Raw genomic sequence first — 13,395 nt, 5'->3', positions numbered from 1 at the left:
CGATGAATAGCCAGCTTCAAGAGCTTTGTGAACTAGATCAACTAATTATCTCTAAGCTCGAATTTAGTGAAATTAATGCTGAAGAAATAACGCAGCTTGTCGATAACAGAGAACAGTTATTGCAAAACGTGCTTCAATTAATCGACTCACACCCCGACGTTAAGCAAAGTTCTGAATGGTTTGAAGCCATTACCAGAACCAGAAAATTGGTCGAATTGATGCAGTCTGAGACGAGTCGAGTAGGTAAAACCCTACACAAATACCGTCACGGCGCTAAATCAGTTCAACAATACAAAAAGTTTTTATAGAAGAGGTTTACTATGCGCGGTTCTTTACAGGCATATAAAAAGGTATCAGTGGATAGTCAGCTAACAGCTGCCTCACCGCATAAAATTGTACAAATGCTAATGGCAGGTGCTATCGAGCGTCTGATTCAAGGCAAAGCGGCAATGCAAGCTGGCAACATCCCAGTGAAAGGTGAGCGACTTGGTAAGGCTCTAGATATCATTATTAGCCTACGTAGTTGCCTGTCTATGGACGATGGCGGCGACATTGCGAAAAACCTAGATCAACTTTATGAGTTCATGATCACGCAAATTTCTGCGGCAAATCACAAAAATGACCCACAGCCTATTGATGATGTTATCGATATTATCCGCGAAATTAAGAGCGCTTGGGACCAAATTCCGAATGAATATCACAACTTGACGTCTGCTGACGTAGGTATTTAAAGAAAAATTGCAGTTTTAACCAATCTCATATCCCTTAATTGGTTGGTTGCCTTATTTTTTTAATCAAATAAAATAGAAGCCATTAGATAGCCTAATGGCTTTTTTTCGTTGCTGATTTCCTAAATTTGTCCACGTAAAACATAATCATTGATACATGTCTCTGTTTTATAGATTACGTCGCTCACCGTTTTTCCGCATCGCACCAAAATAAAGGCAATAATTCCTACTTATGCAAGGTTTGGCAAAACTGCTTGTCGTCGACGATAACGCTCAAGATCGTCACAATTTAAGCACAATATTAGAGTTTGTAGGAGAGAGCTGCGAAGTAATCAGCTCTGAACAAGCGCGCAAGGTTGACTGGTCACAACAGTGGGCCGGCTGCATCATTGGCTCAATTAAAGGTAAAGGCTTCAACGCATTACTGAATGAAAAGCTTGTTCACGCTAATCACATCCCACTATTAGTGATTGGCAAAAATAATCACCCGGTTGACGAGCTCACTAACTTTGTTGGTGAACTCGAACTTCCTCTTAACTACCCGCAATTAAGTGATGCATTAAGACACTGTAAAGACTTCTTAGGCCGTAAGGGTGTTCAAGTTGTCTCTTCGGCACGTAAGAACACACTGTTTCGTAGCTTAGTCGGTCAAAGTGCTGGCATTCAAGAAGTACGTCACTTAATTGAACAAGTCTCTTCGACAGAAGCGAATGTACTGATTCTTGGTGAATCAGGTACAGGCAAAGAAGTCGTAGCACGTAATATTCATTATCATTCTAAGCGTCGTTCTGGGCCTTTCGTGCCAGTGAACTGTGGTGCAATTCCGCCAGACTTATTGGAAAGCGAACTGTTCGGCCATGAGAAGGGCGCATTTACTGGTGCTATTACTGCACGTAAGGGCCGCTTTGAATTGGCTGAAGGTGGCACACTGTTTCTTGATGAGATTGGCGATATGCCAATGGCGATGCAGGTTAAGCTGCTACGCGTCTTACAAGAACGATGCTTTGAGCGCGTAGGCGGTAACAGTACAATTCAAGCTGATGTTCGCGTGATTGCGGCAACACACCGCAACCTTGAAGACATGATCGATGATGACTCGTTCCGTGAAGATCTTTACTACCGCTTGAATGTATTCCCGATTGAAATGCCGGCGCTGCAAGATCGCAAAGAAGACATTCCACTGTTACTTCAAGAGCTAATGACACGAATGGAAGCGGAAGGCAGCATGCCAATCTGTTTTACACCTCGCGCGATTAACTCTTTGATGGAGCACTACTGGCCGGGTAACGTTCGTGAATTAGCGAACCTAGTTGAGCGCATGGTTATCCTCTATCCAAATAGCTTGGTTGATGTAAACCATCTACCAACTAAGTATCGATACAGCGATATTCCTGAGTTCCAGCCTGAGTTTAATAGCTTCGTGTCCGAAGAAGAACAAGAGCGTGATGCACTGGCTGACTTGTTCTCAGAAGATTTCAGCTTTGATCAGCAAGATGATATCGCTGACAACGCAAATGCACCTCAAGAGTTACCACCAGAAGGGGTAAATCTGAAAGAGCTGCTTGCGGATATGGAAGTGAATATGATCAACCAAGCTTTAGAAGCGCAGGGCGGTATTGTTGCTCGTGCGGCTGACATGCTTGGAATGCGCAGAACCACTTTGGTTGAAAAAATGCGTAAATATAACTTGCAGCGTTAGTGTCCAGTTTTATACGAAAGTGAAAACTAGCACGCACATTTTAGCTATTTCGTAACGCTAGCTAAGTGAACAGATAAACCATAGTCGAGTTGTTGCTTGCTTAACTATGTGATAAATATAGCAAATAGCCTGATTCGTGTTTTACGTGTCAGGCTGTTTTAGTATTTGAGGCAAATTTTTGACATGCACGCATCTAACGAACCAGAAAATCAATCGCACCTAGATTCTGTTGAGCAGCAGGTAGAGCGCTATAAGCAAGTGCTTGATGTGATGCCAGCAGGGGTCATCTTGTTAGATACACATGGCGAAGTGAGAGAAGCCAACCCAGAAGCGCACCGCATTCTTGGGGTTGAGCTCGTTGGTGAGAAGTGGTTTTCGGTCATTCAAAGTGCCTTCGACCCTAAAGACGATGATGGTCATGAGATCTCATTGAAAAACGGACGAAAAGTACGTTTGGCGATTTCAGCTTCTACCACGGGTCAACTTATCTTGATTACCGATCTGACAGAAACTCGTCTTCTACAGTCTCGTGTGAGTGATCTTCAACGCTTGTCGTCATTAGGCAGAATGGTAGCTTCGCTTGCCCATCAGGTTCGTACGCCGCTTTCTAGTGCGATGTTGTATGCATCCAACCTTGCCGCGCCAAACCTGCCACCGGCAACAAAGACACGTTTTCAATCTAAGCTTATGGATAGATTGCATGACTTAGAGAAACAAGTGAACGACATGCTGTTGTTTGCCAAAGGCGGCGACAACAAGGTGGTTAAGCCATTTACTGTCGCTGAATTGATAACAGAATTTCACCCTATGGTGGAAGCGGCACTGAAATCCAACCAGATTGACTATTGTCAGGAAGTTGAAGGCGAAGAGACTCAAATGTTTGGTAACGCCAACGCCATCGCATCAGCATTAAGTAATCTGGTTTTGAATGCGGTTCAAATTGCTGGCAAGGAATCGCAGATTGATGTGTTTTTTAGACCAGTAAACGGCGAGCTTAAGATATCAGTACAAGACAGTGGCCCCGGCGTACCGAAAGAGCTTCAAGGTAAAATTATGGAACCATTCTTTACCACTCGTTCTCAAGGTACAGGTTTAGGCTTAGCGGTTGTACAAATGGTATGTCGAGCGCATGAAGGCCGACTGGAATTGATCTCAGAAGAAGGTGATGGCGCATGCTTTACTATGTGCTTGCCGCTAGAAAGAAGCGCTTCTACTGAAGACTAATAAGTTTTAACTGAATTTACACTGGAGAATCCTATGGCTCAAAGCAAAGTGTTAATCGTCGAAGATGATGAAGGTCTACGCGAAGCCCTTGTCGACACTCTCGCGCTGGCTGGCTATGAATGGCTGGAAGCGGATAGTGCGGAAGATGCTCTGGTCAAATTAAAATCCAACTCCGTTGATATTGTTGTGTCTGACGTTCAAATGGCAGGCATGGGCGGTTTGGCGCTACTGAGAAACATCAAGCAGCACTGGCCAAACTTACCAGTGTTGCTGATGACAGCTTACGCCAACATCGAAGATGCCGTTGCAGCAATGAAAGAGGGCGCGATCGATTACATGGCGAAGCCATTTGCGCCTGAAGTATTGTTAAACATGGTGAGCCGTTATGCTCCCGTAAAATCGGACGACAATGGTGATGCCATCGTTGCCGATGAAAAAAGCATCAAGCTAATGATGCTGGCTGATAAAGTTGCGAAAACAGACGCCAATGTCATGGTGCTTGGACCTAGTGGTTCAGGTAAAGAGGTGATGTCTCGTTACATTCACAACGCATCTAGTCGTAAAGATGGTCCGTTTGTCGCGATCAACTGTGCAGCCATCCCTGACAATATGTTAGAAGCAACCCTGTTTGGTTACGAAAAAGGCGCATTTACTGGCGCTATTCAAGCTTGCCCGGGGAAGTTCGAACAAGCGCAAGGCGGCACGATTTTGTTGGATGAGATCAGTGAAATGGATCTTAGCCTTCAAGCCAAACTACTTCGTGTATTGCAAGAGCGCGAGGTTGAGCGTTTAGGTAGCCGTAAGAGCATTAAGTTAGATGTTCGTGTGTTAGCGACCAGTAACCGAGATCTTAAACAGTATGTTTCTGAGGGGAATTTCCGTGAAGATTTATACTACCGACTGAATGTGTTCCCAATTTCTTGGCCACCACTGTGTGAGCGTAAAGGCGATATTGAGCCTTTAGCCAAACACTTAGTTGAGCGTCACTGCACCAAACTTGGTATGCCAGTGCCAGTGATGTCAGCGCAAGCGATCAGTAAACTCGTCAATTATCCGTGGCCGGGTAATGTGCGTGAATTAGACAATGTGGTACAGCGTGCGTTAATCTTAAGCGAACAAGAGAATATCTCTGGTGAGCACATTCTGCTTGAAGGTGTCGATTGGCAAGATGCAAGCAGCCTACAACAAATCGTTGAAGGTAATGACGTTGCGGCGCCAGACATTAAGCCGATTGCTGAAGCTAATCCAATCAGTAAAGTGACGGCTAGTAGCGAAGGGCTCGGTAATGAGCTTAGAGATCAAGAGTATGCGATCATTCTTGAAACCTTGATCGCGTGCAATGGCCGACGCAAAGATATGGCGGAAAAGCTCGGTATTAGCCCTCGTACATTGCGTTATAAGTTGGCGAAAATGCGCGATGCTGGAATAGATATCCCAAACTGAGGATAGATTAGTAGTGTCAGCTTTCTGACTAGTGTAATACGATATCTAGTCAATTTAATGTGTGGCACGCTAATTGCTCTGTCAATAATACAGCTAAATAGATAGTCATAATTTTGACTCCTGAGGTAGTAGATGAGAATAGATGGTTTACAAGGCGAAATGCAGGCAATGATGGTCGAAGCTGCCAGCGCGCGTCCCGCAGCAACGGGGCAAGCGGTCGGTGCAGATTTTGGCAACATGCTGACTAATGCCATCAATAATGTGAACTCATTACAGAAGACCTCAGGTGATCTTCAAGCTCGTTTTGATAGTGGTGACCAAAGCGTGTCTCTATCAGACGTGATGATTGCTCGTAATAAATCTAGTGTGGCTTTTGAGGCGACGATCCAAATTAGAAATAAATTGGTCGAATCGTACAAAGAGCTGATGAACATGCCGGTATAAGTTAGGTAGTTAAATAGTGGCAGATAATAGTCAAACAACAGATTTAACCGTGAGCGATAGCAACGACCACGCACTTATTGCAGGCTCAGAGCTAGACGGCGAAGGGCAGAATCCCGATCTAGGTGAACGCAGTTCATCGAAGTTCGATATGGCCGTAGGTGACCTCGATTTACTTCGTCAGGTCGTCTTAGTGCTTTCTATCTCTATCTGTGTAGCGCTGATTGTGATGCTATTTTTCTGGGTTAAAGAGCCAGAAATGCGTCCATTAGGGGCCTACGAAACAGAAGAATTAATCCCAGTTCTTGATTACTTAGATCTACAAAAGATCGAGTACTCTCTTGAAGGTAATACCATCTCTGTTCCTGCTAGCGAGTACAACTCGTTGAAGCTGAATATGGTACGAGCTGGTTTGAATCAAGAACGAAACGCGGGTGATGACATCCTCATGCAAGACATGGGCTTCGGTGTATCACAGCGTTTAGAGCAAGAGCGTCTTAAGTTAAGCCGAGAAAGACAGCTTGCGAAAGCCATTGAGCAGATGAAACAAGTGCGTAAAGCGCAGGTTTTGTTAGCCTTGCCGAAGCAAAGCGTTTTCGTGCGTCATAACCAAGAAGCCTCTGCTTCTGTATTCCTAACTCTAAAAACAGGTACTAACCTCAAGCAGCAAGAAGTTGATTCTGTTGTGGATATGGTGGCGAGTGCCGTTCCAGGAATGAAAACTTCCCGCATTACTGTAACCGATCAACACGGCCGACTGCTAAGTTCAGGTTCTCAAGACCCGATGTCAGCGGCGCGTCGTAAAGAACATGAGTTAGAGCGTAACCAAGAGCAAGCGCTGCGTGAGAAAATTGACTCTATCCTGATTCCGATTCTTGGGTTTGGTAACTATACCGCTCAGGTTGATATTCAGCTCGATTTCAGTGCTGTGGAGCAAACGAGAAAACGTTTTGATCCGAACACACCAGCAACACGCAGCGAATATACGTTAGAAGATTATAACAACGGCAATACTGTGGCAGGCATTCCGGGTGCCTTAAGTAATCAGCCTCCTGCTGATGCTTCAATCCCGCAAGACGTTGCTCAGATGAAAGACGGCGCGTTGACCGGCCAAGGTTCGGTTCATAAAGAAGCGACCCGAAACTTCGAGCTAGACACAACCATCAGTCACGAGCGTAAACAGACCGGTACAGTGAACCGTCAGACAGTTTCTGTCGCGATTAAAGATCGCCAATCATTGAACCCAGATACCGGTGAAGTGGTTCATACGCCGATTCCAGCGAGCGAAATCAACGCGATTCGCCAAGTGCTGATTGGTACGGTGGGCTTTGACGAAACTCGTGGTGATTTGCTCAACGTATTAAGCATGCAGTTTGCACCTCAAGTCACTGACGTTGTCGCTGATGTGCCTATTTGGGAGCATCCAAACTTCAATGATTGGGTTCGTTGGTTTGCGAGTGCGCTGGTTATTATTGTGGTGGTATTAGTCCTTGTTCGCCCTGCAATGAAGAAACTGCTTAACCCAGCAGCTGATAACGACGATCAAATGTACGGCCCTGATGGTATGCCAATTGGTGCCGACGGCGAAACCAGCCTAATTGGCGGTGATATTGAAGGTGGTGAGCTGTTTGAATTTGGTTCAAGCATCGACTTACCTAACCTGCACAAAGACGAGGACGTGCTCAAAGCAGTACGTGCACTTGTAGCGAATGAACCAGAGCTAGCAGCTCAAGTAGTTAAGAATTGGATGACAGATGGCTAACGAAATTGTTCCACAACAAGCTGAAGGCGGTGATGTGCTTGATGTCGCGAGTGTGGATATCGCCTCAATCTCAGGTGATGAGCGCGCTGCGATCTTGTTATTGAGTCTCAATGAAGAAGACGCGGCCGGTATTATTCGTCACTTAGAGCCTAAGCAGGTACAACGTGTGGGTAGTGCGATGGCGCGTGCAACAGACTTGTCACAAGAGAAAGTAGGCGCAGTGCATCGTGCTTTCTTGGATGATATTCAGAAGTACACCAACATTGGTATGGGCAGCGAAGACTTCATGCGTAATGCGCTGGTGGCTGCTCTGGGTGAAGACAAGGCGAATAACCTTGTTGATCAAATCCTTCTGGGAACCGGCTCTAAAGGTTTGGATTCTCTTAAGTGGATGGATCCTCGTCAGGTGGCGAGCATCATCATCAACGAGCACCCGCAGATTCAAACGATTGTATTGTCGTATCTCGATGCTGATCAGTCGGCAGAGATACTGTCTCAGTTCCCAGAGCGTGTTCGTCTGGATCTGATGATGCGTATTGCTAACCTTGAAGAAGTTCAACCTTCAGCACTTGCTGAACTGAACGAAATCATGGAGAAACAGTTCGCGGGTCAAGCGGGTGCTCAAGCAGCCAAAATTGGTGGCCTGAAAGCGGCGGCTGAGATCATGAACTACATGGACAACAACGTCGAAGGTGTCTTGATGGATCAAATCCGCGATCAAGACGAAGACATGGCAACTCAGATTCAAGATCTTATGTTTGTCTTTGAAAACCTTATTGAAGTTGACGACCAAGGCGTTCAACGACTGCTGCGTGATGTTCCACAAGACATCCTACAGAAAGCACTTAAAGGTGCTGATGAAGGTCTGCGTGAGAAGATCTTCAAGAACATGTCTAAACGTGCTGCCGATATGATGAGAGACGATATTGAGGCGATGCCGCCAGTGAAAGTCTCTGATGTAGAAGCGGCTCAGAAAGAGATTTTGGGTATTGCGAGGAAGATGGCCGACAGTGGCGAGATTATGCTGTCTGGTGGCGCCGACGAGTTCCTTTAATACAGAAACCTCAAAAGCCCCACACCGTTGGGGCTTTTTTTATCTAATCTCGAACCACAGATTAACTAAGTTTAACTGCTTGAATTTACAATGCAGTTTGACTCACTCATAGATAGGTACTGATATGTCAGGTGATAGAAAACGCGGCTTCCTTCGCCCTGAAGAAGATAATACGGTTGCCCAACCTCAGAAATGGGGGTTGCCTGACTACACCTCTGATGTGAGTAAACAAGCCAAAGAAACGGCGTTTAACTACGATCCGGGTTGGATGCCTACGGTAGAAGAAGCCATTGAAGATGAAGAGCTTGTTCTGACCGAAGAGCAAATCGAACTGATTAAGCAAGGTGCTTATCAAGAAGGTCTTCATCAAGGCCAAGAAGCAGGCTTCAAGCAGGGCTACGAAAAGGGCAAAGAAGAAGGTTTTGTCGCAGGCCATGCTGAAGGTAATGAAGCCGGCAAGCTTGAGGGCGTGACTGCTGGTCAAGAATATATCCAACAGCAAGTCGCCATCTTTATGGGGCTCGCGAACCAGTTTGCTCAACCTTTGGAGCTAATGAATGCTCAGGTTGAGAAGCAACTTGTCGACATGGTGTTAACCATGGTTAAAGAAGTGGTTCATGTTGAAGTGCAAACCAACCCACAAATCATACTAGATACCGTTAAAGAATCGGTAGAGTCACTGCCAATCTCTGGTCACGCGATCACCTTGAAGCTTAACCCTGAAGACGTTGCAATTATTCGCTCTGCGTATGGTGAAACCGAATTGGACTACCGTAATTGGACGTTAGTTGCCGAGCCTGCACTCAACCGTGGTGATGTCCAAATCGAAGCGGGTGAATCGAGCGTGAATTATCGAATGGAAGAGCGCGTGAAGAACGTGATTCAAAGCTTCTGCGGCGCTAATCGTCATCAAGGCCATGTGTAATGCTTGAGTTAGCTAATCGTCTCAGCCAATACAAAATCGAAGGGCTAAAGTCTCGACCCGTTGCCTCCGGTAAATTGGTACGTGTTGTCGGCTTAACCCTTGAAGCAACAGGCTGTAAAGCGCCTATTGGTAGCTTGTGCTTAGTTGAAACCATGTCTGGTCAGATGGAAGCCGAAGTGGTTGGCTTCTCTGGCGATAATCTATTTTTGATGCCGAGTGAACAAATCACAGGGATCTTACCCGGTGCTCGCGTTACACCAATGACCTCTGAAAGTGGCATTCCTGTCGGGATGGAACTACTTGGTCGTGTCATTGACGGTGTCGGTAATCCTCTGGATGGACTTGGCCCAATCTATACCGAGCAACGCGCTTCGTTTAATGCAGAGCCTATTAACCCGTTAGCACGTAAACCAATCTCCGAGCCACTCGATGTTGGTTTGAAAGCGATTAACGGTTTGCTGACGGTAGGTAAAGGGCAACGTATTGGTCTATTTGCCGGTTCTGGTGTCGGTAAATCCGTAACACTAGGCATGATGACCAGAGGTACAACCGCGCAAGTGGTTGTAGTTGGTCTAATCGGTGAACGTGGACGTGAAGTAAAAGAATTTATCGAAGAGATTCTCGGTGAAGACGGCCGTAAACGGTCGGTGGTCGTTGCGGCGCCTGCAGATTCATCGCCATTGATGCGATTGAAAGGCTGTCAAACGGCACTGACGGTGGCGGAATATTTCCGTGATCAAGGTTTAGATGTTCTGTTATTGATGGATTCACTGACGCGTTTTGCACAGGCTCAGCGTGAAATTGCCCTGTCTGTTGGCGAGCCGCCTGCAACCAAAGGTTATCCGCCTTCTGTATTTGCTAAGCTTCCAGCGCTGGTGGAGCGTGCAGGTAACGGCAACGATGAACAAGGTTCAATCACTGCTTTCTTTACCGTGTTAACCGAAGGTGATGACTTACAAGATCCGATTGCCGATGCATCGCGAGCTATTCTTGATGGTCACGTTGTGTTGTCACGTGAGATGGCAGATGCGGGTCATTACCCTGCGATTGACGTTGAGAAATCTGTCAGCCGTGTAATGCCTCAAATCACCACCGAAGAACATGTGTTGATGTCGAAAGCGGTAAGGCAAGTACTGTCTATTTGCCGTAAAAACCAAGATTTGGTATCGATTGGAGCTTACAAGCCGGGTACTGACCCTGCGATTGATAGCGCCTTCACCTTGAAGCCGAAACTGGACGAGTACCTACAGCAGAAGATGAAAGAAACGGTTCCTTACGACATGTGCGTCAACATGTTGAAGCATGTGTTGGGTGGCTAACGATGAATAAGGTTAGTCATGGATAACGCATTAGAGTTTCTTCTCGATCAAGCCAAAGACCAAGAAAACCAAGCCGTATTAGCGCTGAATAAAGCCAATGCGGAGCTGCAAGGTTACTACGAACAGGTCGCGCAGATCGAAAAGTATCGACTGGATTACTGTCAGCAGTTGGTTGACCGTGGCAAGGCTGGGTTAACCGCCAGTCAATATGGTCACTTGAATCGCTTCTTAACCCAATTGGATGAAACGCTTTCTAAACAGAGGGAAGCAGAGCATCACTTTAAAAATCAGGTCGATAACTGCCAGAATTACTGGATGGAATTGCGTAAAAAACGCAAATCTTACGAGTGGTTGATGGAGAAAAAGCAGAAAGAGAAAGCCAGATTGCAAGATCAAAGAGAACAAAAACAGATGGATGAGTTCTCAACGTTATTGTACAGCCGAAAGAAGATGTGATCCTAAGCCACGAATGACATCGGTGATATTCGCTAGATTGTAGTATCGAAACTTATAGGCATGTTTCTTGCTCCGTTTTATATAAATTTGCGCCTTTTGCCTGCCAAAGGTATGAAAAGCGCCCGACTTTCTTTTTGTTGCCGATTTTTTGGCAGCAAAGCTAGTAGATAGAGCTTGTATATATGAATGTTAGTCCTTCCTCAAATTCAGCGACCAACAAAACGTCATCGTTGTTGGAAACCGGTTCTGCCGCTTCAAAGGTAGAAGAAACCGGCGATTCAAAAGGTTTTTTTGAGTCGTTTAAAGAAGCGCTCGGCTTTGAAGAAAGTGACAGCAAGGGCGCAGTAAAAGACGCAGAAAGTGCCTCAAAATCTGAAGATAAACAAACCTCGGCTGAAGGTGATGTGTCTTCTGAAAAGGCTAACAACGAGTCGACGGGGAAAACGCAAGGCGATGTAGCTGAATCAAAGAGCACAGATGCGACTAGCGAGGCTCAAGCCAAACAAGCTGGTACAACGGTAGGCGCTGAAAAGGCGTCTGTTGAAGATGCAACGACCAATAAGTCAGGTGTTGAACAAACGGCTGAGTTAGATTCGCAGTCGAAAGACAAAACCTCATCGAACATGGAGGGTGATGACACCTCTACTGAGAAAACTCAATCTCAAGGTGAACAACTTCAAGTTGCTTCTGCTGGTCAACATTCAAAAGATCAAACTGCAGAGTTACAAGCCAAAGATGCTTCTCAAGCCAATGCAGCGATGAGCGAAGGCAATAAATTACTTGGTCAGTTGGATGAGGCGAACAAAACGCTCAATAATACACCGAACGGCAAAGGCTTGCCTCAACAAGCTCAAACAGGCCAAGTTCAAGGCAATAGCGCGGGTGCTCCTATTGCAGGTGCCTCCGTTACGGGTCAGGCGACACAACAAAATAATACGGCAAACACAGAAAGCGCTCTTGAAGTGGACTCTGAAATTGCGGTGCTTACTGGCGGTAAGGGTGTTTCTCAGCTGACTGATGATGAAATCCGACAGCTAATGGACAAGGGTGTGACCCCTGAGCAGATCGAAGCAAGTATGAGCCGAGAGCTGAACCAGAAAAATTCGGCTAGCGCAGTTGTTACCGATCAAAGCCAAGCACTTTCACCAGCTGAACTCGAGCTAGCGAAACAGGTTGATGCTCATACCAAAGCGTTGAACCAATTGAATGCTCAGATTGAATCAGAGCAGTCTGTAGTGGATGGTTTGCTACAAAAGCAACAAAGCGGTGCTAAGTTGACGGTCGACGAGCAAGCTGCCTTAGCTAAAGCTACCTCTAATATAGAAGTGTTGAATCAACAAGTCGCCAACGTTCAACAGCAAGCTACTGCTTTATTAAGCCAAGCCCCGAACGCGAGTGACACCTCAGGTAACCCAACCGCGATTGATTGGGATAATGCAGATTCGAATGAAGCTAAGGCCTTAGCGGCAGTAGCATCGACAGCAGCTGTCGCGACCGCTGCTCAGCAAGCGACATCACAGGCCTCGTCTCAAGCTGCAGCCAATGCTGTTTCAGACAAGGCGACAATGTTACACGCCAATAATGCGCACGCGGCTCAACAAGCTAACCTTGCTTCACCTCAACAACAAGCTGCGTTAGACCCTGCTTTAACTGCGCAAGGGGTGGCGATGAATGCAGCACCTACCGCGACCAAAGCTGGCTCAACGGACATGTTACTTAAAGCTGGATCAGGTGCAGCGGCACTGTCTGGTCTTGGAAAAGCGGGTGCTAAAGAAGATTCTAAAGATTCGACACTTGCTCAACAGATTGCTTCTGCAGCGGGTGTTCAAGGCGCTGCAACTGCGGGTTCTGCGCCAACCCGAGCTGAGATTCAAGCTGCTCAACAAGCACCTTTGCAGCTGACTAAAGAACTCGCGAATGAGCAGGTGGCGGAAAAAGTGCAAATGATGATGTCTAAGAATCTTAAGAACTTAGATATCCGCCTCGACCCACCAGAGTTGGGGCAAATGAAGATTCGAATGACCATGAATAATGATGTGGCAAGCGTTCATTTCACCGTGAACAGCCAACAGGCGAGGGATGTGATAGAGCAAACCTTACCTCGTTTAAGAGAGATGCTTGCCCAACAAGGTATGCAGCTCGCTGATTCGTCTGTTCAACAACAGAATTCAGGCCAAGGGCAAGATAGATACAACAATGGTGAGCAACAATCCGGCTCTAACCGCACAAATGATGCTCAAGGTGATGAAAACCTTGATAGTGGCAGCAATCTTGAATTGAATGTCGCATCAAAGCGTGATGGAATTAGTTATTATGCCTAATATCAGGCCTATAGCAGCTCGTT

General features: G+C 46.2%; 12 protein-coding genes. All 12 read left to right on the top strand.

The window, feature by feature from the left end; all coding sequences use genetic code 11:
• Positions 1-2: 2 nt before the first annotated feature.
• The 12 genes from L1D37_RS05760 to L1D37_RS05705 all read left to right on the top strand — a co-directional run bounded on the left by L1D37_RS05760 (position 3) and on the right by L1D37_RS05705 (position 13,372).
• Complete coding sequence (locus tag L1D37_RS05760; RefSeq protein ID WP_132762574.1) at positions 3-308, top strand: flagellar protein FliT; 306 nt, start codon at positions 3-5, stop codon at positions 306-308.
• Between the two features lie 12 nt (positions 309-320).
• The gene (gene fliS / locus L1D37_RS05755) at positions 321-731 is read left to right on the top strand and encodes a flagellar export chaperone FliS (RefSeq protein ID WP_004736194.1); all 411 of its coding nucleotides are present in this window, start codon (positions 321-323) and stop codon (positions 729-731) included.
• A gap of 229 nt (positions 732-960) precedes the next feature.
• On the top strand, positions 961-2,427 hold the full coding sequence (locus L1D37_RS05750) for a sigma-54 dependent transcriptional regulator (protein WP_017631778.1): 1,467 nt from the start codon (positions 961-963) through the stop codon (positions 2,425-2,427).
• A gap of 183 nt (positions 2,428-2,610) precedes the next feature.
• Positions 2,611-3,651, top strand: a complete 1,041-nt coding sequence (locus L1D37_RS05745) for an ATP-binding protein (RefSeq protein ID WP_239847211.1) — start codon at positions 2,611-2,613, stop codon at positions 3,649-3,651.
• Positions 3,652-3,684: 33 nt separating this feature from the next.
• Positions 3,685-5,094: a sigma-54 dependent transcriptional regulator gene (locus L1D37_RS05740; protein WP_239847209.1), complete on the top strand. Its 1,410-nt coding sequence runs from the start codon at positions 3,685-3,687 to the stop codon at positions 5,092-5,094.
• Between the two features lie 132 nt (positions 5,095-5,226).
• On the top strand, positions 5,227-5,538 hold the full coding sequence (gene fliE, locus L1D37_RS05735; protein ID WP_017060684.1) for a flagellar hook-basal body complex protein FliE: 312 nt from the start codon (positions 5,227-5,229) through the stop codon (positions 5,536-5,538).
• Between the two features lie 16 nt (positions 5,539-5,554).
• On the top strand, positions 5,555-7,297 hold the full coding sequence (fliF, locus tag L1D37_RS05730) for a flagellar basal-body MS-ring/collar protein FliF (RefSeq protein ID WP_239847207.1): 1,743 nt from the start codon (positions 5,555-5,557) through the stop codon (positions 7,295-7,297).
• Positions 7,290-8,351: a flagellar motor switch protein FliG gene (gene fliG, locus L1D37_RS05725; RefSeq protein WP_176681812.1), complete on the top strand. Its 1,062-nt coding sequence runs from the start codon at positions 7,290-7,292 to the stop codon at positions 8,349-8,351. Before fliF ends, fliG begins: the two co-directional genes overlap by 8 nt.
• A 124-nt stretch (positions 8,352-8,475) precedes the next feature.
• Positions 8,476-9,276, top strand: coding sequence for a flagellar assembly protein FliH (gene fliH, locus L1D37_RS05720; RefSeq protein WP_239847205.1), 801 nt, complete (start codon positions 8,476-8,478; stop codon positions 9,274-9,276).
• The gene (gene fliI, locus L1D37_RS05715; RefSeq protein ID WP_176681810.1) at positions 9,276-10,595 is read left to right on the top strand and encodes a flagellar protein export ATPase FliI; all 1,320 of its coding nucleotides are present in this window, start codon (positions 9,276-9,278) and stop codon (positions 10,593-10,595) included. Before fliH ends, fliI begins: the two co-directional genes overlap by 1 nt.
• Positions 10,596-10,613: 18 nt before the next feature.
• Entirely contained in the window at positions 10,614-11,051 is a 438-nt protein-coding gene (fliJ, locus tag L1D37_RS05710) for a flagellar export protein FliJ (protein WP_239828448.1), read from the top strand.
• Positions 11,052-11,233: 182 nt separating this feature from the next.
• Positions 11,234-13,372: a flagellar hook-length control protein FliK gene (locus tag L1D37_RS05705; RefSeq protein WP_239847203.1), complete on the top strand. Its 2,139-nt coding sequence runs from the start codon at positions 11,234-11,236 to the stop codon at positions 13,370-13,372.
• Positions 13,373-13,395: the final 23 nt, after the last annotated feature.

The sequence above is a fragment of the Vibrio sp. Isolate33 genome (genome assembly GCF_022397895.1).
GTDB classification, from domain to species: domain Bacteria; phylum Pseudomonadota; class Gammaproteobacteria; order Enterobacterales; family Vibrionaceae; genus Vibrio; species Vibrio pomeroyi.
This window is presented reverse-complemented; position numbering and strand designations above follow the sequence as displayed.